Origin of the sequence: Paraburkholderia fungorum (genome assembly GCF_046027605.1) — a bacterium.
Lineage (GTDB): Bacteria > Pseudomonadota > Gammaproteobacteria > Burkholderiales > Burkholderiaceae > Paraburkholderia > Paraburkholderia fungorum_F.
Window position 1 is genome coordinate 317,356 of record NZ_JAQQEF010000003.1, and the last position, 24,345, is coordinate 341,700.

The 24,345-nt window shown below is 63.8% G+C and carries 21 protein-coding genes; 8 read left to right on the forward strand and 13 right to left on the reverse strand.

All coding sequences use genetic code 11. The annotated features are described in order from the left end of the window. Positions 1–9 precede the first annotated feature (9 nt). From PQR53_RS07525 to PQR53_RS07535, 3 genes are all read left to right on the forward strand, one after another. Positions 10–534, forward strand: a complete 525-nt coding sequence (locus PQR53_RS07525; RefSeq protein ID WP_408451993.1) for a gamma carbonic anhydrase family protein — start codon at positions 10–12, stop codon at positions 532–534. A 64-nt stretch (positions 535–598) separates the two neighbouring features. Further along, the gene (hslO, locus tag PQR53_RS07530) at positions 599–1,549 is read left to right on the forward strand and encodes an Hsp33 family molecular chaperone HslO (RefSeq protein ID WP_408451995.1); all 951 of its coding nucleotides are present in this window, start codon (positions 599–601) and stop codon (positions 1,547–1,549) included. A 169-nt stretch (positions 1,550–1,718) separates the two neighbouring features. Further along, positions 1,719–2,099: a hypothetical protein gene (locus tag PQR53_RS07535; RefSeq protein ID WP_408451997.1), complete on the forward strand. Its 381-nt coding sequence runs from the start codon at positions 1,719–1,721 to the stop codon at positions 2,097–2,099. A 181-nt stretch (positions 2,100–2,280) separates the two neighbouring features. On the opposite strand, the gene ftsB is transcribed toward PQR53_RS07535, so the two are convergent. The 10 genes from ftsB to PQR53_RS07585 form a co-directional block, all read right to left on the reverse strand. Next, a complete protein-coding gene (gene ftsB, locus PQR53_RS07540) occupies positions 2,281–2,712 on the reverse strand; it encodes a cell division protein FtsB (protein WP_179732834.1) in 432 nt (143 codons plus the stop codon). A gap of 107 nt (positions 2,713–2,819) precedes the next feature. After that, positions 2,820–4,103, reverse strand: a complete 1,284-nt coding sequence (gene eno, locus PQR53_RS07545; protein WP_179732836.1) for a phosphopyruvate hydratase — start codon at positions 4,101–4,103, stop codon at positions 2,820–2,822. A gap of 144 nt (positions 4,104–4,247) precedes the next feature. After that, on the reverse strand, positions 4,248–5,102 hold the full coding sequence (gene kdsA, locus PQR53_RS07550; protein ID WP_179732838.1) for a 3-deoxy-8-phosphooctulonate synthase: 855 nt from the start codon (positions 5,100–5,102) through the stop codon (positions 4,248–4,250). Beyond that, positions 5,099–6,772 carry a CTP synthase gene (gene pyrG, locus PQR53_RS07555; RefSeq protein ID WP_408452000.1) on the reverse strand — a complete coding sequence of 558 codons (1,674 nt, stop codon included), beginning with the start codon at positions 6,770–6,772 and terminating at the stop codon, positions 5,099–5,101. The genes kdsA and pyrG overlap by 4 nt, the downstream gene beginning before the upstream one ends. A gap of 343 nt (positions 6,773–7,115) precedes the next feature. Then, positions 7,116–7,919, reverse strand: a complete 804-nt coding sequence (locus PQR53_RS07560) for an alpha/beta fold hydrolase (protein WP_408452001.1) — start codon at positions 7,917–7,919, stop codon at positions 7,116–7,118. Positions 7,920–8,029: 110 nt separating this feature from the next. After that, complete coding sequence (locus PQR53_RS07565; RefSeq protein WP_408452003.1) at positions 8,030–10,669, reverse strand: DNA internalization-related competence protein ComEC/Rec2; 2,640 nt, start codon at positions 10,667–10,669, stop codon at positions 8,030–8,032. A gap of 120 nt (positions 10,670–10,789) precedes the next feature. After that, a complete protein-coding gene (locus PQR53_RS07570) occupies positions 10,790–11,578 on the reverse strand; it encodes a TatD family hydrolase (protein WP_408452005.1) in 789 nt (262 codons plus the stop codon). A gap of 47 nt (positions 11,579–11,625) precedes the next feature. Further along, entirely contained in the window at positions 11,626–12,369 is a 744-nt protein-coding gene (gene lolD, locus PQR53_RS07575; protein WP_323043893.1) for a lipoprotein-releasing ABC transporter ATP-binding protein LolD, read from the reverse strand. Next, a complete protein-coding gene (locus PQR53_RS07580; RefSeq protein ID WP_408452006.1) occupies positions 12,362–13,615 on the reverse strand; it encodes a lipoprotein-releasing ABC transporter permease subunit in 1,254 nt (417 codons plus the stop codon). Before PQR53_RS07580 ends, lolD begins: the two co-directional genes overlap by 8 nt. A 415-nt stretch (positions 13,616–14,030) precedes the next feature. Beyond that, on the reverse strand, positions 14,031–14,327 hold the full coding sequence (locus PQR53_RS07585; protein WP_408452008.1) for a hypothetical protein: 297 nt from the start codon (positions 14,325–14,327) through the stop codon (positions 14,031–14,033). A 68-nt stretch (positions 14,328–14,395) separates the two neighbouring features. Between PQR53_RS07585 and PQR53_RS07590 the strand changes: the two genes are divergently transcribed. The 5 genes from PQR53_RS07590 (at position 14,396) to PQR53_RS07610 (ending at position 21,455) form a co-directional block, all read left to right on the forward strand. Then, positions 14,396–15,616 (forward strand): regulator, encoded by a 1,221-nt coding sequence (locus PQR53_RS07590; RefSeq protein WP_408452010.1) that lies wholly within the window; start codon positions 14,396–14,398, stop codon positions 15,614–15,616. A 28-nt stretch (positions 15,617–15,644) separates the two neighbouring features. Beyond that, on the forward strand, positions 15,645–17,351 hold the full coding sequence (gene recJ / locus PQR53_RS07595) for a single-stranded-DNA-specific exonuclease RecJ (protein WP_408452012.1): 1,707 nt from the start codon (positions 15,645–15,647) through the stop codon (positions 17,349–17,351). 241 nt (positions 17,352–17,592) lie between these two features. Then, positions 17,593–18,697, forward strand: a protein-coding gene (gene prfB, locus PQR53_RS07600) for a peptide chain release factor 2 (RefSeq protein ID WP_323043888.1) whose coding sequence is annotated in 2 segments (ribosomal slippage) — positions 17,593–17,673 and positions 17,675–18,697 — 1,104 coding nt in all. Because the reading frame shifts where the segments join, the coding sequence is not laid out codon by codon here. 122 nt (positions 18,698–18,819) lie between these two features. After that, positions 18,820–20,376, forward strand: a complete 1,557-nt coding sequence (gene lysS, locus PQR53_RS07605) for a lysine--tRNA ligase (protein WP_408452014.1) — start codon at positions 18,820–18,822, stop codon at positions 20,374–20,376. A 332-nt stretch (positions 20,377–20,708) separates the two neighbouring features. Next, positions 20,709–21,455 (forward strand): glycine zipper 2TM domain-containing protein, encoded by a 747-nt coding sequence (locus tag PQR53_RS07610; protein WP_408452016.1) that lies wholly within the window; start codon positions 20,709–20,711, stop codon positions 21,453–21,455. A 216-nt stretch (positions 21,456–21,671) separates the two neighbouring features. Here the strand turns inward: PQR53_RS07610 and iscX are convergent, their stop codons facing one another. The 3 genes from iscX to hscA all read right to left on the reverse strand — a co-directional run bounded on the left by iscX (position 21,672) and on the right by hscA (position 24,236). Then, entirely contained in the window at positions 21,672–21,869 is a 198-nt protein-coding gene (gene iscX / locus PQR53_RS07615) for a Fe-S cluster assembly protein IscX (protein ID WP_007181290.1), read from the reverse strand. 15 nt (positions 21,870–21,884) lie between these two features. Next, complete coding sequence (gene fdx, locus PQR53_RS07620) at positions 21,885–22,226, reverse strand: ISC system 2Fe-2S type ferredoxin (RefSeq protein ID WP_028199497.1); 342 nt, start codon at positions 22,224–22,226, stop codon at positions 21,885–21,887. Between the two features lie 138 nt (positions 22,227–22,364). Continuing rightward, positions 22,365–24,236, reverse strand: a complete 1,872-nt coding sequence (gene hscA, locus PQR53_RS07625; protein ID WP_408452018.1) for a Fe-S protein assembly chaperone HscA — start codon at positions 24,234–24,236, stop codon at positions 22,365–22,367. Between the last annotated feature and the right edge of the window lie 109 nt (positions 24,237–24,345).

A 24,345-nucleotide genomic window follows, 5' to 3' on the forward strand; every position in this document is an offset into this window, starting at 1 on the left:
GGAGAGAACGTGACAATTTACAAGCTTGGCGAAGCAGCCCCGACCATCCATGAAAGCGTGTTCGTCGCGGATTCAGCGAGCATTATCGGCAATGTGACCCTCGAGGCAAATTCGAGCGTCTGGTTCGGCGCGACGCTTCGCGGCGACAACGAGCCGATCACCCTCGGCGCCGGCAGCAACATTCAGGAAAACGCGGTACTGCACACCGATCCGGGCTTCCCGCTGACGATCGAGCCGAACGTGACGATTGGCCACCAGGTCATGCTGCACGGCTGCACGATCAAGGAAGGCTCACTGATCGGAATTCAGGCCGTGGTCTTGAATGGTGCGGTAATCGGCCGCAACTGTCTGGTCGGAGCGGGCGCCATCGTCACTGAAGGCAAAGTGTTTCCCGACAATTCGCTGATTCTCGGCGCACCCGCCAAAGTGGTGCGCGAACTGACCGAGACGGATATCGCCAATATGCAGCGCGGCGCGGCAAGCTATGCCGAGCGCCGCGAGTATTTCAAGGCGCAGCTCGTGCGCATCGGCTAATCAGCCGGAGCGCGCGGCGCGCACGGCGCGGCATCAGGCTGCGCCATTCGACCGAGGAAAAGTTGTGAGCGACCAGTTGCAAAAATTCATGTTCAGCGCGGCGCCGGTGCGCGGCGAGATCGTTTCGCTGCGCAATACGTGGCAGGAAGTACTGACACGCCGGGACTATCCGGCGCCCGTGCGGACGATTCTGGGCGAAATGATGGCCGCGTGCGCGCTGCTTTCGGCGAACCTCAAGTTCGACGGCACGCTCGTCATGCAGATTTTCGGCGATGGACCGGCCAAGATGCTGGTGGTGCAGTGCAGCTCCGATCTGTCGATGCGCGCCACCGCCAAGCTCTCCGGCGAGGAGGGCAATACGATCGCCGACAGCACTTCGATGATCGACCTGGTCAACGCGAGCGGCCATGGCCGTTGCGTCATCACGCTCGACCCGCGCGACAAGCAGCCGGGCCAGCAACCGTATCAAAGCATCGTGCCGCTGTCGGGGGTGGACGGTCCGCTCAAATCGATGGCGGAGGTACTCGAGCATTACATGCATCATTCGGAGCAGCTCGACACGCGCCTGTGGCTCGCGGCGAACACCGAGCGCGCGGTCGGCATGCTGCTGCAAAAGCTGCCGGGCGACGGCGGTATCGTCCCGCATCCGGGCGATCTGGATGCGGACACGTGGGAACGCGTCTGCACCCTTGGCAGCACGATGTCGCAAGACGAGTTGCTGAAGGAAGAACCGGAAACGATTTTCCGCCGCCTCTTCTGGCAGGAGAACGTGCAGCATTTCGAACCCGCCACCGCGCGCTTCGAATGCAGCTGCTCACGCGAAAAAGTCGGCGCCATGCTGAAGATGCTGGGCCGCGAGGAAGTGGACAGCGTGATCGAAGAACGCGGTCACGTCGAGATTCATTGCGAGTTCTGTAATCAACGGTACGAATTCGATCCGGTAGACGTGGCGCAACTTTTTGTCGCGAATGCGCTCTCACAAGGCGTGACACCCGCTGCCGACCAGCGGCACTGAAGCGCTCAGACGGTCGTTCGCTACGCCCGTGTCACGGCAGTAAAATAACGCGCCGCTCGATGCCTGTTTCAGGAGTCGGGCGGCGCTTTATCGTTGAACGTTGCGGTGGATCGTTGGCGGTGCGCGCTGCGCATGTTTTGCTCAGGCCTCCGACCAATGGAGATCAAAAATGGACATCCCTACTTCGCTGAAGCATTGCATGCGCACGTTCACCGTGCTGACCGCCCTGGCAGGCAGCGCTGTGGTTACGGGCTGCGTGATGGATCCGCCGGGCCCATCGCCGATTTATAGCCGGCTACCGGCCGACCAGGCGGGTATGACCAGTACCGCCCAGCCGCTCACACCTGAAGAACGCGCGCGCTACGATGCGATCGACCGTCAGGTGCTATCCGATCAGAATCAGGCCATTGCCGCCGAGAACGCCGCCCAGGCGTACTCACGTTATTACTCGCCGCCCGTCAGCGTGTACGGCAGCTATTACGGCGGTGGTTGGGGGCACGGCTGGGGTACGAGTGTGGGCGTGGGTTACGCGCCGTACTGGGGCTGGTGAGCCGAAGCGGGCACGCCCCGTACCGATACCGCAACAAGGCAGAGGTGCAGGTATCGCAAGCCCAAAGAAAAAGGCACGGTGTGAAACCCGTGCCTTTTTCGTTTCAACAGCGCTTGCGTTCGTTTCCGCGGTGGCGTTTGCATTCTGCATTCGTCCGCGAACGCAACTCGCCTGAGCAAACTCAGTGCGCGGGCTTCTTGTCTTTCGCCGCCTTGCCGCCATGCTTGCGATCCGGCTTCGCACGCGATTCCGGATTCGGCACCATATGCAGCGGCGCCGCCGACACTTCACCACGCGTCGAGGTGGTCACCGAAGGCGTGTTCGCGTTCGGCAACGGCGCGTTCGGCGAGACGAACTGCACGAATACTTCACCGTCCTTCACCATGCCCATTTCGTAGCGCGCCCGCTCTTCCACCGCGGCCGTGCCGTTCTGCAAATCCTGGACTTCGCCCTCGATACGCTCGTTGCGCAGCTTCGAATCGGCATTCTTCTGCAGTTGCTGCGCCAGTTGCTGCTGCAACTCGTGCACGCGCAACCAGCCGCCGTGCCCCCACCAGAGCGGGTACTGGATCAGCGCCAGCAGAACGATCAGGACAGCAGTGACAAGCCGCATGAAGTAAGCACAATAAATACACGCCGCCCTGCGCTATACGCAGGGCGGCGGGGTCAATCAGAAACGAAGGATAACCGGCTCATCGGTCGGCGCTATCGAACAGGCCATTAGCGCAGATTGTAGAACGCCGACTTGCCCGGATAGCTTGCGATATCACCGAGGTCTTCTTCGATACGCAGCAACTGGTTGTACTTCGAGATGCGGTCCGAACGCGACAGCGAACCCGTCTTGATCTGACCGGCGTTCAGGCCGACGGCGATGTCCGCAATCGTCGAATCTTCGGTTTCGCCCGAGCGGTGCGAGATCACAGCCGTGTAGCCGGCGCGCTTGGCCATTTCGATTGCCGCGAAGGTTTCCGTCAGCGTACCGATCTGGTTGATCTTGATCAGGATCGAGTTGGCGATGCCCTTCTCGATGCCTTCCTTCAGGATGCGCGTGTTGGTAACGAACAGGTCGTCGCCCACCAGCTGGATCTTCTTGCCGAGCTTGTCGGTGAGGATCTTCCAGCCTGCCCAGTCGCTTTCGTGCATGCCGTCTTCGATCGAAACGATCGGGAACTTGTCGGCCAGGTTCGCGAGATAATCCGCAAATTCCGCCGACGACAGCTGCAGGCCTTCGCCCGCCAGCTGGTACTTGCCGTCGTGGTAGAACTCGCTGGCTGCGCAGTCGAGCGCGAGCAGCACGTCTTCACCGGCGCGGTAGCCCGCTTTCTCGATAGCTTGCAGGATGGTGGACAGGCATTCGTCGTTGCTGCCGAAGTTCGGCGCGAAGCCGCCTTCGTCGCCCACCGCCGTGCTCATGCCACGGTCCGACAGAATCTTCTTCAGCGCGTGGAACACTTCGGCGCCGCAACGCAGTGCTTCGCGGAAGGTCGGCTGGCTGACCGGCACGATCATGAATTCCTGGATGTCCAGGCTGTTGTTCGCGTGCGCGCCGCCGTTGACGATGTTCATCATCGGCACCGGCAGTTGCATTGCGCCCGAGCCGCCGAAGTAGCGGTACAGCGGCAGGCCGGCTTCTTCAGCAGCGGCCTTCGCGACGGCCATCGACACGGCCAGCATCGCGTTCGCGCCGAGGCGCGACTTGTTGTCCGTGCCGTCGAGTTCCAGCAAGGTCTTGTCGAGGAAGGCCTGCTCGGAAGCGTCGAGGCCCATGATCGCTTCGGAGATTTCGGTGTTGATGTGCTCGACGGCCTTCAGCACGCCCTTGCCGCCGTAACGGCCGGCTTCGCCGTCGCGCAGTTCGATCGCTTCACGCGAGCCGGTCGACGCACCCGACGGGACCGCAGCGCGGCCCATCGTGCCCGACTCGAGCAGCACGTCGCATTCGACGGTAGGGTTGCCTCGCGAATCGAGAATCTCTCGACCGATGATATCTACGATAGCACTCATGGTTTCCTCAAGAAATGACGTTGAATTCTTTACGTGACACTGCACCAGGCGATGCTTTCGACGACCATTGCGTGCATTCGCCGCGTGCCGATGATGCGAGCCAATCCAGGCCCGGCCAATCGCGACACGCCGCGAACGCCAGAATCAGTTGAAATCGCTTTCCAGGAACGGCGCGCGCTTGACGGCCTGATCGAGCGTAACAAGCGTTTCAAGCAGGTCGGCCATGCGATGCAACGGTACCGCGTTCGGGCCGTCCGATTTGGCTTCCGAAGGCTTCGGATGGGTTTCCATAAAGAGACCCGACACACCGACAGCAACCGCGGCACGCGCCAGCACCGGCACGAATTCGCGCTGGCCGCCCGAACTCGTGCCCTGCCCGCCCGGCAACTGCACCGAGTGCGTGGCGTCGAACACGACCGGCGCGTTGGTTTCGCGCATGATCGCAAGCGAGCGCATGTCAGACACGAGGTTGTTATAGCCGAACGACACGCCGCGCTCACACGCCATGAAGCGATCTTCCGAGAGACCCGCCTCACGCGCCGCATCACGCGCCTTGTCGATCACGTTCTTCATATCGTGCGGAGCGAGAAACTGGCCTTTCTTGATGTTGACCGGTTTGCCCGAACGCGCGCAAGCATGAATGAAATCGGTTTGACGGCACAGGAAAGCCGGCGTTTGCAGCACGTCGACCACCGACGCCACCTGTTCGATCTCGTGCTCGGCGTGCACATCCGTCAGTACCGGCAGACCAAGCTGACGCTTCACTTCCGACAGAATGCGCAAACCTTCGTCCATGCCCAGACCGCGGAACGACTTGCCGCTGCTGCGATTGGCCTTGTCGTACGACGATTTGTAGATGAATGGAATGTTCAGCTTCGCGCAGATTTCCTTCAGCCGGCCCGCCACGTCGATCGTCATCTGTTCGGATTCGACGACACAGGTGCCCGCGATCAGGAAAAACGGCTTGTCGAGCCCGATTTCGAAATCGCCCAGTTTCATGCTTTTTCCCCGACTTCAGCCGCCACGCCCGACAGCTGATGCGCGAGCGCCGCTTCGACGAACGACTTGAACAGCGGATGCCCATCACGCGGTGTGGACGTGAATTCCGGGTGGAACTGCACGCCGACGAACCACGGGTGCATGCTGCGCGGCAACTCCATCATTTCCGGCAGATCTTCACTCGGGGTACGGGCGCTGATGATAAGGCCGCCGGCTTCGAGTTGGGGCACGAAGCGGTTATTGACTTCATAACGGTGGCGATGGCGTTCGTTCACATCCTTGCCATAGATCTCTTCGGCCATCGTGCCGGGCTTGATCGGGCAACGTTGCGAACCGAGGCGCATCGTGCCGCCCAGATCCGACTCTTCGGTGCGCTTCTCGACTTTGCCTTCGCGGTCGTACCACTCGGTGATCAGCGCGACCACGCGGTTTTCGGTTTCCTGATCGAACTCCGTGCTGTTCGCATTCTTCAGGCCGACCACGTCGCGCGCGAATTCGATCACGGCCAGTTGCATGCCGAGACAGATGCCGAGATACGGCACCTTCGCTTCGCGTGCATAGCGGATCGCGGCGATCTTGCCTTCGGTGCCACGACGGCCGAAACCGCCCGGCACCAGCACGGCATCCAGATGCTTGAGGCTCTCGACGCCGTGCGTCTCGACCTCTTCCGAATCGATGTACTCGATGTTGACCTTGGTCGACGTATGCATCGACGCGTGGCGCAGCGCTTCGATCAGCGACTTGTACGACTCGGTCAGATCGACATACTTGCCGACCATGCCGATCGTGACTTCGTGCTTCGGATGCTCGAGTTTTTCGACGAGATTCGACCACATCGACAGATCGGCCGGTTGCGGCGTGAGCTTGAGCTCTTCGCAGATGATCGCGTCCAGACCCTGGTCGTGCAGCATCTGCGGAATCTTGTAGATGCTGTCGGCGTCCCACACGGAAATCACCGCGTCTTCCGGCACGTTCGAGAACATCGAAATCTTCGCGCGCTCGTCGTCCGGAATGCGGCGGTCGGCGCGGCACAGTAGCACGTGCGGCGAGATACCGATTTCGCGCAGCTTCTGCACGCTGTGTTGCGTAGGTTTGGTTTTCAGTTCGCCGGCCGTGGCGACCCAGGGTACCAGCGTGAGGTGCACGAAGCACGCGCTGTTGCGGCCCATGCGCAGGCTCATCTGACGCGCGGCCTCGAGGAACGGCAGCGATTCGATGTCGCCCACGGTGCCGCCCACTTCGACGATCGCGACGTCAGGCTCACCGCACGTCGCGGAAGCCGCGCCGCGTTCGATGAACGCCTGGATTTCGTTGGTGATGTGCGGGATGACCTGCACCGTCTTGCCGAGATAATCGCCACGGCGTTCCTTGCGGATCACCGATTCGTAAATCTGGCCTGTGGTGAAGTTGTTGGCCTTGCGCATCTTCGTGCTGATGAAGCGCTCATAGTGGCCAAGGTCGAGGTCAGTCTCCGCTCCGTCTTCCGTCACGAACACTTCGCCGTGTTGAAACGGGCTCATCGTGCCGGGGTCGACGTTGATGTAGGGATCGAGCTTGAGGAGGGTGACTTTAAGACCGCGCGATTCGAGGATCGCGGCGAGGGAAGCGGCGGCAATACCCTTGCCGAGGGAAGATACTACGCCGCCGGTGACGAAAACATATTTGGTCATCGCTGGATGCTCGCGGGAAAAACGGATTATACCGTAAAGCAGGGTCTCAACCCAGCAAAATCCGAGCGACATCTGTGCGGAAGTGTGCCACGGCGATGGCACTCGCCGTACGCCGATCATGCACCTTTTTTTGCAGCAGCGGTCGATCGCAAGAGCGGGGCGCGATGCCATCACGCCCGCGGTGGCGCCTCTTGCGAGCCGGCTGCCGTATGGGTGCACTCGCGCTTTCGCGCCGGTGGCCAACCGCGCATGTGCGGGCCGCGCCGTCGTCATGACCGCCGTCGCGCCTCTTATGAGCAGGCTGCCGCACCGGCAAGCTCGCGCGCCGCGCAGCTGCAGGGCCTTAAGCCTCCCGCTCCAGTTCGCGCAACATCCGCTGCACCGCGCGCGCGGTTTCGAGCGGCTTTTCCATCGGATACAGATGACTGCCTTCGATCCATTCCACATGACCGCCCGTCGCGCGGCGGGTGGCGTCCAGACCCGCCTGACGCACTTCCTTTGAACGCGTGCCGGCGATGAATCCCACCGGCACCGGGGCGCCGCGCACGAGGCGGGGCCCCAGCGTATGCGGCAAGGTCTTATAGATCTGATACTCGGTGCGCCGGTCGAAAGCGAGCGAGCGGCCGCCGTCGGGCGAACTCTGCGGGATGCCGAAGTCGATGTAATCGGACAGCATCCGCTCGTCCCAGCGCGCGAACGCCGGCTTCGAATGAAAGTGCCGCCACGCCTCGTCGCGGCTCGCCCATTGCGTGCGGCGAGTGCGGGTGGCGGCCGCGGGCGAAAGCCGCTCGTCGAGTCCGGTCCATTGCGACACGCGCAGCATGCTGCTGCGCCAACCGGCAATCACAGGCGAATCGAGCATCACCACGCCTCTCACCCACTGGGGTTTTTTCAGCGCGGCCATCAGCGACAGATAGCCGCCGAGCGAATGGCCCACCAGCCACACGGGCTGCTCATACGACCGGCCGATGTCGTCGAGCAACTGCTCGACCAGATGCGGCCAATCCTGCGTGACCGGATAACGCGCGTCGTGGCCGATGCGCTCGATGGAGCGCAGCTCGTAATCGTCGGCAAGCTCGGCGAAGATCGTCCGGTAGGTCGACGCCGGAAAACCGTTCGCATGCGAGAAGTGGATGATGTTTTTCAACTGCGGCTATCTCCGTTCTGTTTTGGCACGCGGGCTCGGATCCGGGCATTTCGTGTGGGCTCCGAGCCCGGCGGCGCGTTTGTTCTAACTGTGCGGCTGGTAGTAATCCATCAGCGATCCATCCAGTAGCGGCGCTGCGTGTCGCGATAGCGCTCGAGCGTCAGTGCGGCAGCGCTCGGGCTCGGGCCGCTTTGCGTGTTAGATCCCGCGCCGATTGCCGGCCTTCCCTCGGGCCCGCTATTGGGGCTCAGACCGGGGCTCAGAGCTGGGCTCGAACCCGGGCTGAAACCCGTGCCGATGTCGACCCGCACCGCGCCGTCCGCATCGCTGCGCGCGAGTTCGATGTGCCGTGCCTTGTAGCGCTCGAACACACCCGCATTCGGATGATGAAAACGGTTGCGATAGCCTACCTGAAATAGCGCGATGAGCGGGTCGATAGAGTCGAGGAACGGCTCGGTCGACGAAGTCTTGCTGCCATGGTGCGGCACGACCAGCACCTGAGCGCGCAACGCGTCGCGAGCGCGCGCGAGCAGCACCCGTTCAACCGGAGCTTCAATGTCCGCCGCCAGCATGGCGGCCATGGCAGGCAAATTCGACGCAGCCGGCAACGTACTCACCCGCAACACGCAGCAATGCGCATTCGGCTTGCCTTGCAGCGGGCCAGGGTCCGGCCAGAGCATCGCGAACTCGACCCCATCCCATTGCCAGCGCTGCCCTGCCGCACAGGGCAGCGTGTCCGCGCCGCGTTGCCTTGCGTTCGACCACAGCGGATTCGCCGGCGCCAATGCCGCCACCATTTGACGCACCTCGATCGCGTCGAGCACCGCCGGCGCGCCGCCCGAGTGGTCGGAATCGGCGTGGCTGATGATCAGCGTATCGAGCGCCGTGACGCCGTGCGCCTGCAAAAAAGGCACGACAACCCGTTCGCCGGCATGGGTCGACTCAGGTCCCGGTCCGGCGTCGAATAGCAACGCGTGATGCGCCGTTTCGACCAGTACCGAGGTGCCTTGACCGATATCCAGCGCCGTGAGACGGAAGCTGCCATGCGGCGGCCCGGGCGGCGCCGGCAGCAGCAGCGGCAACCACGTGAGCGGTGCGGCCCAGCGCAACGGCCAGCCACGCGGCGCCAGACACCAGAGGACGCCCACCGCCGCCGCGGCGAGCGTCCACGCGTCCGGTTGCGGCAGCCGCCAGAGCGCCCACGCTGGACCGGACAGCATCTGCAAACCCGCGGCCAGCAGGTCGAGCAAGGTGTGCGCGGCGCGTAAGGCGTAGGCATCGAATGGCGCGGGCAAGGCGACGCCGGCCAATACCGCCGGCGTCACCAGCAGGCTCACCCACGGAATCGCGAAAGCATTCGCGAGCGGACCGATCAACGGAATCTGCGCGAACCAGTAGACAGTGAGCGGCGCCAGCGCCACGGTGACCGCGAACTGCACATGCGCGGCACTGCGCAGACGTTCACCGACAGCGCGAACCCGGCGGCACATGCCAGACCACAGGCGCGAGCGCCTTGTCGGCATCACGCCGCGCTCATCCTCTTCATCGCGACGCTGCTCGTGATCCTGTATGCGGGGCTGCCCCGACATGGCAAACAGAATCGCCGCCACCGCGCAGAACGACAGCCAGAATCCCGCCGACACGACCGCCCACGGATCGACCAGCAACACCAACCCCAACGCCCACGCCAGTACCACCGACCGCGCGACATTGCGCCCGCTGATAAACGCGAGCGCCACCACACTCGCCATCCACAGAGCGCGCTGCGCCGGCACGTTGAAACCGGCCAAGGCCGCATGCAGCCCCGCGAACAACGCGCCGCCCGTGACCGCGACGACCTGCGCGGGCAACAGCAACGGCCAGTTGCGGCCAACGAACCCCGAGCGCCGCCACACGGCGCCGGCCAGCCACGCCGCAAGGCCCGCGACAAAGCCAATATGCAAGCCCGAAATCGCCACCAGATGACTTGTGCCCGTGCCGCGCATCAACAGCCAGTCGGCCGCGCTGACTTCGTCCTGCGCGCCGATGGCGAGCGCCACCACGATCCCACGATGCGGTGCATCGGCGAGCACCGTGTCGATGCGCGCGCGCAGCGCGGCGCGCCAGCGATCGACTGTCACGCTCACGCCACGCGCGTGACCCGGCAGAAGCAACGCGTGAGCCGGCGTGCTGACATAGCCGGTAGCGCGTACATTGCGCGCGAGCAAACTCGCTTCGGCATCGCGCACGCCGAAGTTCGCATTGCCATGCGGGCGTTTGAGCCGCACCGTCAGACGCCAGCGCGCGCCAGGCTCCAGCAATGGCGCGGGCGCATCTTCGGCGATCCAGGACAACTGGATCACGCGTGGAAAAGCGGCGATTGGTGGCTCGACCGACTCGACTTCGAAGAGAAAACGCGCGCCCTTGTCGTCGCGCGACGGCAGCCCCTTGATACTGCCCACGACGTCGAGATCGCGCCCTTCCCATGCATTCGGCAAGCTCACTGCGAGGCGCGTTTCAGCACGCCAGGCGGCATAGCCGAAGCCTACGCATGCGGCGGCCATCCACAGCGCACCCCAACCGATGCATGAACGCGCGCGTGCGCTAAACAGGACGTGCCACACGTCACTGCGGCGCGTCCCCCATACCGCGACAAGCATCGCCGCGCACCCGAACAGCACCAGCCCAAACCATCCACGCCCATCCGGCAACGCCGCCTGCCGTTGCAGCCAGATCACACCCAACGCAAACCCGCACCACCACGCTCGCATCCGCCCTCCACCTTTGCGCCTCGCCGTCGCCGGGCAACGCAACGCACAGCGAGCAGGCGTCAGCAAGCCCGCCGGGCGCGTGTTCCGCCCGGCGCGAACCACTCAGACCATCGCGATCAATTATGCAGAGGAAAGTGCGAGCCGCGGCAGCGCGGCGAGCGCGTTAGCCGTTGTGCCTAGGGCGGCTTCGTCGGCGCTCATGCCGCGCAGTTGCGCAAGACCCGCGCCGATGCCCGGAATCTGCTCCGGCGAGTTGCGCTGCTTGTATATCCAGGAAGGAGCGATGTCCGGCGCGTCAGTCTCGACGACCAGCGCGTCGAACGGCAATTGCTCAGCAAGACGGCGGATTTGCCGCGCCCGCTCGAAGGTCAGATTGCCACCGAAACCGAGATGCATGCCCTGGTCGATATACGCCTGGGCCTGCTGAAAACTACCGTTGAACGCATGCGCGATGCCACGATGGATCTGATGCCGCCGCAGCCCTTTGATCACCTGATCCTGCGATTTGCGCACGTGGCAAATCACCGGCAGATCGAATTCGCGCGCCAGTTGAAGTTGGCCGTTGTAGAAGAACTGCTGGCGCGTATCGTCGAGACCTTCGACGAAATAATCGAGGCCGATCTCGCCGATGCCCACGAACAGCGGATCGTCGAGACTCGCCTCGATTTCCATGCGCAGCAGGTCGAGATCGCGCTCCTCAGCACCCGGCGTGAAGAGCGGATGGATGCCCAACGCATACGCGCCGCCATCGACGCGGTGCGCGAGTTCGCGCACCGTCGTGAAGTTCTGCCGGCCGATCGCGGGAATCACGATACGCCCCACGCCCGCCTGACGCGCCGCATGGGCGACTTCATCGCGGTCGGCGTTGAACTCCGACGCGTCGAGATGGCAGTGCGTATCGATCCACATGGCGTGCCTCGTTAGCGGCGGAGCATCGCTCACGTGCCGCGCGGTTATTAAACCGGCACGGACGGCTCTTCGTGCAATACGCCGTCGCGCAACCGCATGATCCGGTCGCAACGTCCGGCCAGTTCCGGGTCGTGCGTGACGATCACGAAGCTGGTGTCGAGCGTTTGCGACAGTTCGAGCATCAGGTTGAAGACCGTGTCGGCGGTGCCGCCGTCCAGGTTGCCGGTGGGTTCGTCGGCGAGTACGCAGGCGGGCTTCGTCACCAGCGCCCGCGCGATTGCCACACGCTGGCGCTCGCCGCCGGACAGTTCACCCGGACGATGCTTCGCGCGATGCCCCATGCCGACGCGCTCGAGCACCGCGAGCGCTTCGCGCCGCGCGGCCTCGGTCGTCATGCGGCGAATCCGCAGCGGCATTGCGACGTTGTCGAGCGCCGTAAATTCCGGCAGCAGATGGTGGAACTGGTACACGAAACCGAGTGCGCGATTGCGCAGGTCGTTACGTTCGCGCTCGGAGAGCTTGGTGAAGGGCTTGCCCATCACCGATACATGGCCGGCGCTCGGATCGTCGAGGCCGCCGAGCACATGCAGCAGCGTGCTCTTGCCGGATCCCGACGCGCCGACGATCGCCAGCTTTTCGCCGCGCCGCACGTTCAGTTCCGCGTTGTTGAGTACCTGCACGTTGAGGCCGCCCTGCACGAACGACTTCGAAATGCCGGTTGCTTCCAGCACATAGGGATGCAGCGCGGAATCTTGAGAGGCCATGGACAGGCTAGTGGAACGGTCATTCATAGCGCAGTGCCTCCGCAGGACGGACTTTCGCACCACGCCAGCTCGGATAGAGGGTCGCCAGCGCCGACATCAGGAACGCAATGATGCCGATCCGCACCACGTCGGCGGGAACCAGTTCAGACGGCAGTTCGCTGATGAAATACACGGACGGCGGCAGGAACTGCACGCCGAGCAGATGCTCGATCATCGGCACGAGCCACGGAATGCTCCACGCGATCAGGCAACCCAGCGCGACGCCGGTCGCCGTGCCGATAAAGCCGATCGTCACGCCCTGCACCACGAAAATTTTCATGATCGAACCAGGCTGCGCGCCGAGCGTGCGCAGAATCGCGATGTCAGCCTGCTTGTTGGTCACCGTCATCACCAGCGACGACACCAGATTGAACGCCGCCACCGCGATGATCAGCGTGAGGATGATGAACATCATGCGTTTTTCGATCTGCACCGCCGAGAACCAGGTCTTGTTCTGCTGGGTCCAGTCGCGAATATACAAATCGCCGGACAAGCTGCGCGCCAGCTGATGCGCGACCTCCGGCGCCCGCTGCATATCGGTCAGGCGCAGCCGCACGCCGGTCGGCGCGGGTAGCCGGAACAGCGCCTCTGCGTCCTTGATGTTGATCAACGCGAGCGTGCTGTCGTATTCGTAATGCCCCGACTCGAAGACGCCCACCACCGTGAACTGCTTCAGCCGCGGCAGCATGCCGGCGGGCGTGATGGTGCCTTCGGGCGCGACCAGCGTGATCTTGTCATTGACCCCCACGCCGAGATTGGTGGCCAGGTCCGCGCCCAGCACGATACCGAAGTCGCCCGGCACGAGGTCGGTCAGCTTGCCGGCCTTCATTTCCTTACCGATGTCGGACACTTCCGGCTCGAGCGTCGGTTCGACGCCGCGCAGCGCCACGCCGCTCACGGCGTCCTGGCGCGTGAGCAGCGCCTGCGCATCGACATACGGCGCCGCGCCGATCACTTCCTTGTTCAGGCGGGCTTGTTTGGCGGTCAATTGCCAGTCGGGCATCGAACCGGTCGGCGAAAAGATTTCGACGTGCGCCAGCACCGACAGCATCCGGTCGCGCACCTCTTTCTGGAAACCGTTCATCACGGACAACACGACGATCAGCGCCGCGACGCCGAGCGCGATGCCCGACATCGAGACCAGCGCGATGAAGGAAATGAAGCCGTTACCGGTCGTGCGTTTGCCGGCGCGGGTGTAGCGCCAGCCAATCTGCCATTCGTAGGGAAATTTCAAGCGAATCCTTTTCTGCGTTCTTCGTCTGCTCTTGGGCCTGCTTCTGGCCTTGGCCCTAGCCGTTTACTGCCCACGAACCACGCACGACGGCGGCAGATGCAACCGTCGCGCCGGTCATGCGGCCTAAGCGTCGTGATCATTGGTGTCGCGGCGACCCGGATGGTTCCGGTATGACGTTCCGCTGCCCTCGGGGTGGCTTACGGCGCAGTAGCAAACCCCGCGCCACCGAAGCTCCCCGCCGCCACTGCTGCTGCCGCGGTCAATCAAGCGCGAAGTTTGCCATACAATGCCGCGCCCCCGCGCAAAGGTCTTGCGTGCAGAGCTCACGGCAAGCACAACCGCCTGCTGCCGGCTCTGAAATCCGACCGGCGGCGCAAACCGCCCCACCATCGGCCACACTGAGCGGACGCGCCCGCTAACGCAGGTTGTAGTGGCGGCGCAGATCGTTGATGATCCCGGCCGCCTCGCTGTTCGCGACGTCGCGCACCTCGGCGTCTTTACGGTCGCGATGCAGGTGGGTGATATCCCAGTTGCAGCCTTGCTCGTCCTCGACGGTTTCGTGGAATCCGGTCGGGATCCAGCCGGCCGTGGCCGGATTGGCGTCGAGCGCCTTGACCACCAGGCCAAGCAGTTCCTGCTCGGTTTTCAGTTCACGCGGCATGTCGGTCTCCCTCGTCATGGGCGCGGTGCCGCCGCGCGCGGCTGCTGCCATCGGCGGGGGCTCGGTGCGCCGCCCGAATCCGCCGATATGGTCTGAATACTCGCACTCTTTGCCCTACAATGCGCAGCATCATGCACGCCAACCGTCTTCATCTTCTCCTGCCCTTCGCGCTGCCCGCCGCAGCGGACGCCTCCACCGCCCTGCACGATATCCAGAGTCCGGCTCTCGACCGGCTGATCGCTCGCGCGACGCTGGTCGAACGGGTAGTCGGCGAGGATTTTCAGCGCACGCTGCCGCACGAGCGCTGGGTGGCGCGCCAGTTCGGCGCGTTGCCGAGCGGCGCGGCAGCCGCCGACGAAGCACCGCTTGCGCCCTACATGCTGCGTGCCGACGGCGGCGACCCGGGCAACGCCACGTGGGCCTGCGTGCAACCGGTCCATGTGCGCATCGCGCACGACCATCTGGTGTTGATCGATCCGGCCTCGCTCGAACTTTCCGATGAAGAAGCCAGTGTGCTGCTGGGGGTCGCCCGGCCGTTGATCGAGGACCTCGGCGTGCGCATCGAAGCGCCGCAGCCGGCGCGCTGGTATTTGTCAGGGGATGGCTTCGGCACGCTGGCTGGCGCGTCGCCGTTGCGCGCGAGCGGCCGCAACATCGAAATATGGCTGCCGCACGAGGCGCATTCCGGCGAGCGTTCACGCGCGTGGATGAAGCTCCAGAACGAAGTGCAGATGGCGTGGTTCGAGCATCCGGTCAATGAAGCACGCGAGGCGCGTGGCCTGCCGGCCGTCAATTCGATCTGGTTTCATGCCCAGGGCGCGATACAGCCGGTCAAGAGCCCGTTCGCACAGGTGTACTCCGACGCGGCGGCGACGCGCGGCCTCGCTCTGACTGCGGGCGTCGCTGCGGCTGCGCCGCCGGCGTCGTTTGCGGCACTGCGGGCCGCTACTGCCGCTGGCGGCGCCTCGGATAACGCTTCGAATAACGCCTCGGGCAATACATCGAGGAACGCCTCGGCCAGCACTCCGGACGGCGCGTCCGCGGTCAACGCAAGCGCCAACACAAATGCAAATGCCAACCCCAACGGCGCCACGCTGGTCGAACTCGACCCGTTCTCCCAGCCCTACATCGAGCAGGACTGGGCGCGCTGGAACGACGCCTTCGCCGGGTTGCAAACCGACTGGTTCGAACCGGCGCTGGAAGCGCTGCAATCCGGCCAGCTCGGCGAACTCGGCCTGACGCTGTGCGGCGACACCGGTTCGGTGACGCTCACCGTCACGCGCGGCGACCTGCGCAAATTCTGGCGACGGCGCGTGCTCGCGTCGCTCTTCATCGAATGATTTATCGAATGATCCACGGCCTTTCCGAATGACTCGAATCGTTACGCGCGCAGCTTCCCCCGTCGACGCCGAAATCCTCACCCGCCACGGCCTGCATCCGGTGCTCGCGCGTCTGTACGCGGCACGCGGCGTATGCATGCCCGATGAAATCGAAACCGGTCTCGCGCGGCTCGTGCCGCCCGCCGGGCTCAAGGGTTGCGAAGACGCCGCCGGGTTGCTCGCCGACGCGATCCAGGGCAAACGCCGCATGCTGGTGGTGGCCGACTACGACTGCGACGGCGCGACTGCATGCGCGGTCGCGGTGCGCGGGCTGCGCATGTTCGGCGGGCAGATCGAGTATCTGGTGCCGAACCGCTTCGAGTACGGCTATGGCCTCACGCCCGAGATCGTCGCGCTGGCCGCGCGCAGTGCTTCGGGCAAGCCGGAGCTGCTGATCACGGTGGATAACGGCATCGCCAGCGTCGACGGCGTGGAGGCGGCCAATGCGCTCGGCATCGACGTGCTGGTCACCGATCACCACTTGCCCGGCGACGAACTGCCCGCTGCCCGCGCCATCGTCAATCCGAACCAGCCGGGCTGCACGTTCCCGAGCAAATGCATCGCGGGTGTCGGCGTGATGTTTTATGTGCTGCTGGCGTTGCGCGCGGAATTGCGCCGCCGCGGCGCCTTCAACGACGCTTTCCCCGAACCGCGTCTGGACGGCCTGCTCGATCTGGTCGCGCTCGGCACCGTGGCTGACGTGGTCAAGCTCGACGGCAATAATCGCGTGCTGGTCGCGCAAGGCTTGCAGCGGATTCGCAAGGGCAAGATGCAGGCGGGCATCGCCGCCCTCTTTCGTGCCGCCGCGCGCGACGCTCGCAGCGCGTCGGGCTTCGATCTCGGTTTCGCGCTCGGCCCGCGTCTGAACGCGGCCGGCCGCCTGTCGGACATGTCGCTCGGGATTGAATGTCTGACCACCGACGACATCGGCCGCGCATGGGATCTCGCGCAGCAGCTCGACACGATGAACCGTGAGCGCCGCGAAATCGAAGCCGGCATGCAGCAGCAGGCGCTCGAGGACCTGTCGGCGATCAACCCCGACGGGGCGACCACCATCACGCTATTCAATCCCGGCTGGCATCAGGGTGTGATCGGCATCGTCGCCGGACGGCTGAAGGAGAAATTCCACCGGCCGTCGTTCACGTTCGCGCTCGCGGACGACAGCGGCCGGCTCGTCAAAGGCTCGGGCCGGTCGATCCCGGGCTTTCATCTGCGCGACGCGCTCGACCTGATCTCGAAGCGCGAAGCGGGCCTGATCGTCAAATTCGGCGGCCACGCGATGGCCGCGGGCCTGACGATGGCCGCCGCCGATGTGCCGCGCTTTACCGCAGCGTTCGAGGCGGTGGGCCGCGAATGGCTCTCCGAAGAGGCGCTGTCGCGCACGGTCGAAACCGACGGCGAACTGGAAGACGCCTATTTCACGCCGCAGTTCGTCGAAATGCTCGACGCCGCCGTATGGGGTCAGGGCTTCCCGGCACCGGTGTTTTCCGGCGAGTTCGACATCGCGTCGCAGGCGCTGGTGAAGGACAAACACCTGAAGCTGCAACTCGTGCGCGGCCGCCAGCGCTTCAACGCGATCTGGTTCAACCACACCGACACGCTGCCCGCGCGCACTACCGTTGCGTACCGGCTGGCGAGCGACACGTGGAACGGTGTGTCGAGGGTACAGTTGATCGTCGAGCACGCGGCGGGCTGAAGCGCGTCGGGGTTCTCGCCATCCTGTGTCGCCATCGCGTCTGCGCGTCGTGAAGTCCGCGCGTAACGCGTGCGCCGGCTAGCCATGGCCGAGTGCACCGCAGCTTGCCTGGCACTGCTCGAAAGCATCGAAAATCGCCGCAAAATCAACCCCAAACCCGTGCCGGATCGCTCATCAGCCTCCGGGGCGGGGCGCCGATCGGCTATAATTTCCCCTTTTTACGAAGCTATAAAAGATCGACATGGAAGCGGAACGTCTCAACGCGATCGAAGCCTCTCTGGCGGACCTGCGCACGCGCGCGGGCGCGCTACGGGGGTATCTTTGACTACGACGACAAGGCACTACGTCTAATCGAAGTCAACCGGGAACTCGAAGACCCGGACGTCTGGAACGACTCGAAGCACGCCCAGGCACTCGGCCGGGAAAAGAAACTGCTCGACGATACCGTCGGCAAACTCACGTCGCTCGATAACGACCTGCGCGATGCGCAAGACCTGTTCGACATGGCCCGCGAAGAAGACGACGAGGAAACCCTCCTCGCCTGCGAATCAGACGCGCAAGGCATCGAACAACGCGTCGCCGACATGGAATTCCGCCGGATGTTCGCCAATCCGGCCGATCCGAACAACGCCTTCCTCGACATTCAAGCCGGCGCCGGCGGCACCGAAGCGTGCGACTGGGCCGCCATGCTGCTGCGTCAGTACCTGCGCTACTGCGAGCGCAAGGGCTTCAAGACCGAAGTGCTGGAACAGACCGACGGCGACGTCGCGGGCATCAAGAACGCCACGATCAAGATTGAAGGCGAATACGCGTATGGCTTCCTGCGCACCGAAACCGGCGTGCACCGCCTCGTGCGCAAGTCGCCGTTCGATTCGTCGGGCGGCCGTCATACGTCGTTTTCGTCGGTGTTCGTGTACCCGGAAATCGACGATTCGATCGAAGTCGACATCAATCCGGCCGATCTGCGCATCGACACGTACCGCGCGTCCGGCGCGGGCGGTCAGCACATCAACAAGACCGATTCGGCCGTGCGGATCACGCACATGCCGTCGGGCATCGTCGTGCAGTGTCAGAACGACCGCTCGCAGCACCGCAACCGTGCCGAAGCCATGGCCATGCTGAAATCGCGCCTGTACGAAGCGGAGATCCGCAAGCGTCAGGCCGAGCAGGACAAGCTGGAAGCCGGCAAGACCGATGTGGGCTGGGGTCATCAGATCCGCTCGTACGTGCTGGACAACAGCCGTATCAAGGATCTGCGCACCAACGTCGAAATCAGCAATACCAAGAGTGTGCTCGACGGCGACCTCGATCCGTTCATCAGCGCCAGCCTGAAACAGGGCGTCTAAGCGAAACCGGCGCGGCATGCATCGCATTCCTGCGCCGCATCTTTTTACCGCCTGAGGTTTTTCACTGACTGGCCACCCGCATGTGGGGCACTCCGATGCGGGCCACCGAATACCAAATCATCATGACCGAACCGACCCAGCCGAATGCGGCCCAGCCTAATGCGGCCCAGCAGAATGTCGCGCCCGAGGTAGACGACAACAAGATCATGGCCGAGCGCCGTGAAAAGCTGCGCGAACTGCGTGAGCAAGGCGTTGCCTACCCGAACGATTTCCGTCCCACGCACCATGCCGAGGATCTGCAAACGCAGTACGCCGGGAGCGACAAGGAAGCCCTCGAAGCCAATCCGCTCGAAGTCGCGATTGCCGGCCGCATGATGCTCAAGCGCGTGATGGGCAAGGCGAGCTTTGCGACCGTGCGCGACGGTTCGGGTCAGATCCAGTTCTTCATCACGCCCGCCGACGTCGGCCAGGAAACGTACGACGCCTTCAAGAAGTGGGATATGGGTGACATCGTCGCGGCGCGCGGCGTGCTGTTCCGCACCAACAAGGGTGAACTCTCGGTGCGTTGCACCGAACTGCGTTTGCTGTCCAAGTCGCTGCGTCCGCTGCCGGACAAGTTCCATGGTCTCGCCGATCAGGAGATGAAGTATCGCCAGCGCTATGTCGATCTGATCGTCACGCCGGAAACGCGCAAGACTTTCGTCGCACGTACAAAGGCAATTTCGTCGATCCGCAAGTTCATGGCGGAGGCCGATTTCATGGAAGTGGAAACGCCGATGCTGCACCCGATTCCGGGCGGCGCCGCGGCCAAGCCGTTCAAAACGCACCACAACGCGCTCGACATGCAAATGTTCCTGCGCATCGCGCCGGAACTGTATCTGAAGCGGCTTGTGGTCGGCGGCTTTGAGCGTGTGTTCGAGATCAACCGTAATTTCCGCAATGAGGGCGTGTCCGTGCGCCACAATCCGGAGTTCACGATGATCGAGTTCTATGCGGCGTACACCGACTACAAGTGGCTGATGGATTTCACCGAGCAGTTGATCCGGCAGGCGGCGGTCGACGCACTCGGCAGCGCCACGATCAGCTATCAGGGCCGCGAGCTGGATCTGGCCAAGCCGTTCCATCGCCTGACGATCAGCCAGGCGATCCAGAAGTACGCGCCGCAGTACACAGACGCGCAACTCACCGACGACGCATTCCTGCGCACCGAACTGAAGAAGTTCGGCGTGGACGCCTCGCAGCCGCAGTTCCTGAATGCCGGCGTGGGCGCGCTGCAACTGGCGCTGTTCGAGGAGACCGCCGAGTCGCAACTGTGGGAGCCGACGTACATCATCGACTACCCGGTCGAAGTGTCACCGTTGGCGCGTGCGTCCGATAAGGTCCCAGGCATCACCGAGCGTTTCGAGTTGTTCATCACCGGCCGCGAAATCGCCAACGGTTTCTCGGAGCTGAACGATCCGGAAGACCAGGCCGCGCGCTTCAAGAAGCAGGTTGACCAGAAAGACGCGGGCGACGAAGAAGCGATGTTCTACGACGCCGACTACATCCGTGCGCTGGAATACGGCATGCCGCCGGCGGGCGGTTGCGGTATCGGCATCGACCGTCTGGTGATGATGCTGACCGACAGCCCGAGCATCCGCGATGTGATTCTGTTCCCGCATCTGCGCCGCGAAGACTGATCGTTGCGTCGCTTGGATCAACGGCTCGCAACAGAAAAACGCCCGGTTCGATGCCGGGCGTTTTTGCTTACGGCGCGTGAAAAAACATCGTCTGCCGCCACCTGACGATTTGTAACCATCGGTAAAAGGTGCGTATCGGCCGCCAGCCGACCGTTTGCCCCGTCTGCCGTGAGCCCTCGGCAAAATCAGCCGCCCCGCCGCGCTTCGCGCGCTTTGACGCGAGCTGGCCGTGATGATTGCCCGGAAATGGTTACAAATTGAAACCCTCGTGGGATCGATTTGCCCGACACTGGGTCTCAATAAAATCGACTCTGCTCCAGACGGAGGCCAATATGGACAATCCAGATACCAAATCCACGCAACAACGTCGTATTCACCCGCTCGTAGCCACGGCTGCGGGCGCAGTTATTATCGCGAGTCTTGTTGCCACCGCTGCTGTCACCGGCCTGTTCCCTCATGCGTCGAGTAGCGGCGCGCAAACGGATCAGACGCAGGCCGCGCAGGTGTCCACGCAACCGAACGCCCAGCCGGGCGTGGTCGACTCCGCAGCCCCCGCAAGCCCTTCGGCGCAGCAGGCCGAACAACAGGCGCAGCAGCCGCAACCGGCGCAGCAGCCGCAACCGGCTCCGGCACCGCAACAGCAACAGCAACAGCAACAGCAACAGCAACAGCAACAGCAACAGTATGCGCAGCAGCAAGCCCAACCCGCGCCGCAATACGCCCAGCAACCTTCGCAACCGGCCTATTGCTCGACCTGCGGCACGGTTGTGGGCATCTCGGCAGTCCGTCAGGAAGGCCACGGCACCGGTATCGGCGCGGTCGGCGGCGCAGTGGCCGGCGGCCTGGTCGGCAATCAGTTCGGCGGCGGTGGCGGCCGCACTGCGATGACGATCCTCGGCGCAGTGGGCGGCGGTGTCGCCGGCAACTCGGTCGAAAAACACATCCGCAGCACGACGTCGTATTCGGTGCGGGTACGGATGGAAAGCGGCAAGACACGGTACTTCACGTATCACGAAGCGCCGCCGTTCCAGGAAGGTCAGCGCGTGCGAGTCGAGAACGGCACGCTGGTGGCGAGCTGACCCAAGCGAACCCACTGAACCCACTGAACCCAAACGCAGCCTGAATATTTTGCAGGCGCAAAAAAAGGCGATTCCATTGGAATCGCCTTTTTCTTTGCCTACTGTTCTTCGCCCCCACGGCGGGAGCAGATCATTCCGCTCGCTGCCAACCACAAGGTAACAACCAACTAACAGCCAGGTAAATCATGCGCGCCGCATGAACTCAGTACCCCGTACTCAGTAATCGGCGTCTTCGATCCATGCAGCCTGAATCGCTTCGAGGATTTTTTCGTTCGACCGGTTGGGGTCATCGTCGAAACCCTCCAGTTCAGTAACCCAGCGGTGCAAATCAGTGAAGCGCACCTGCTGCGGATCGATGTCCTGGTGCTTGTCAGTCAGGGCCATCGCGATGTCTTGCGTATCGGTCCACTTCATGGCTGCATCCTCCAGTTAGTGATTTTCCTTCGCGTGATTGATCGAGTAGCGCGGGATCTCGACGACCAGATCCTGCTCGGCCGGCACCATCGCCTGGCACGACAGACGCGAGGCCGGCTCGAGCCCCCACGCCTTGTCCAGCAGATCGTCCTCGTCTTCCTCGGACGGCGTCAAGGCGGCGAAACCCTCACGCACGATCACGTGACAGGTCGTGCACGCGCAGGACTTCTCGCAGGCGTGCTCGATTTCGATGCCATTATCGAGCAGGTTGTCGCAGATGCTCTTGCCGGGCACGGCGTCGATCACCGCGCCTTCCGGGCACAGTTCGACGTGAGGCAGCACAACGATTTGAGGCATACATTTTCCGTTTGGGTCTGCGGCACGGCTGCCGCAAACAGGCTCCGTACCATTTTACTGGCGCCGCGCGGACTTTTTAAGTCCGCGTGACGCGGTTCATTGCCGGCTGGCGCGTAGCGCGCGGCCGCGCCGCAAGGCTCAGATCTCGTCGAGCTTGCGGCCAGCCAGCGCGCGGCGAATGCCCTTGTTCATGCGGCGGGCGGCGAATTCGTCAGTGCCTTCGGCGAGGGTTTTGGTTGCGGCTTCAATGGAGTCGGCGTCGTCGCTTTGCGCGATGTCGCGCAGCGCGGTGAGCAGCGTGTCGAGTTCGGCGCGTTCGCTATCGTCGAGCAATTCGGCGTCGGCGGCGAGCGCGGCGTCGGTGGCTTCGACGAGACGGCGCGCTTCCACTTGCGCTTCGCGCAGTGCGCGCGCGCGCATGTCGACTTCGGCGGTCGAAAAGCTCTCTTCGAGCATTTTGGCGATGTCGTCGTCGGCGAGACCATAGGACGGCTTGACCACCACCGAGGCTTCCACGCCCGAGCCCTGCTCGCGCGCGAACACGGACAGCAAGCCGTCCGCGTCGACCTGATACGTGACGCGAATCCGCGCCGCGCCGGCGGCCATCGGCGGAATGCCGCGCAACTCGAAACGCGCGAGCGAACGGCAGTCGCTGACGAGCTCCCGCTCGCCTTGCACGATGTGGATCGCCATCGCGGTCTGGCCGTCCTTGAAGGTGGTGAAATCCTGCGCACGGGCGACCGGAATCGTCGAATTGCGCGGGATGATCTTCTCGGTCAAACCACCCATGGTTTCGACCCCGAGCGACAGCGGAATCACATCGAGCAGCAGCCAGTCGTCGCCGTCCGCGCCGCGATTGCCCGCGAGCAGATCGGCCTGGATCGCCGCGCCCAACGCGACGACCTGATCCGGGTCCAGATTGATCAGCGGCGGCTGGCCGAACAACGACTCGACCGCGCGGCGGATCACCGGCATGCGCGTCGCGCCGCCGACCAGCACGACGCCCTTGATCTCTTTGGTCGTGACTTTGGCGTCGCGGAGGGCCTTCTTCGTCGGCCCAAGCGTGCGCTGAACCAGCGCCTGAGTGATGGCTTCGAACGTGGCCTCCCCGATCGTCAGATCGATCTCAGTGCCGTTCGAGAGCTTCGCGCGTACCGTTGCAACCGGCGCGTCAGACAACGCCTCCTTGGTCACGCGTACGCTGTCGAGCAGCAGGCGGACGTCTTCCGGTGCGAGCGTGTGCGGCGCGATACCCGCCTGCTCCAGCACGTGGCGATACAGCGCATGGTCGAAATCGTCGCCGCCGAGCGCGGAATCGCCGCCGGCCGCGAGTACTTCGAACACGCCCTTGGTGAGCTTCAGAATCGACAGATCGAAGGTGCCCCCGCCGAGGTCGTAGACCGCGTAGAGACCTTCCGAACCGTTATCGAGGCCGTAGGCGATCGCAGCCGCGGTGGGCTCGTTCAGCAGGCGCAGCACGTTCAGGCCGGCCAGACGCGCGGCGTCTTTGGTCGCCTGGCGCTGCGCTTCGTCGAAATACGCGGGCACGGTAATGACGGCGCCGACCAGCTCGTCGCCGAGCGTATCTTCGGCACGCTGGCGCAGCGTCGCGAGGATTTCCGCCGATACTTCCACCGGACTCTTCACGCCGTCGACAGTACGGATCTGCACCATGCCGGGCGCGTCGACGAAATCGTAGGGCGCGTTTTCGGCACCTTCCACTTCCGCCTTGCCGCGGCCCATGAAGCGCTTGACGGAGACGATCGTATTGCGTGGATCGGCCGCCGCTTCAGCCTTGGCCGTGCGCCCGATACGGCGGCCGCCCTTTTCCAGGTAACGCACCACCGACGGCAGCAGCGCATGACCGTCTGCGTCGGGCAGCACGTCGGGCACGCCGCTGCGCACGGCGGCGACGAGGGAATTGGTGGTGCCGAGATCGATACCGACGGCCAGACGCCGCTGATGGGGCGCCGGCGCCATGCCGGGTTCGGAGATTTGCAGTAGGGCCATCTGGATCTTCTCGGAGCCGCTGGGCCCCGTCCTGAATTTTCGCGTTGCTGGATGTAGTGCTACGACTGCTATGGCTGCATCTTCATGCGGTGCCTGCGCGGCGGGACCC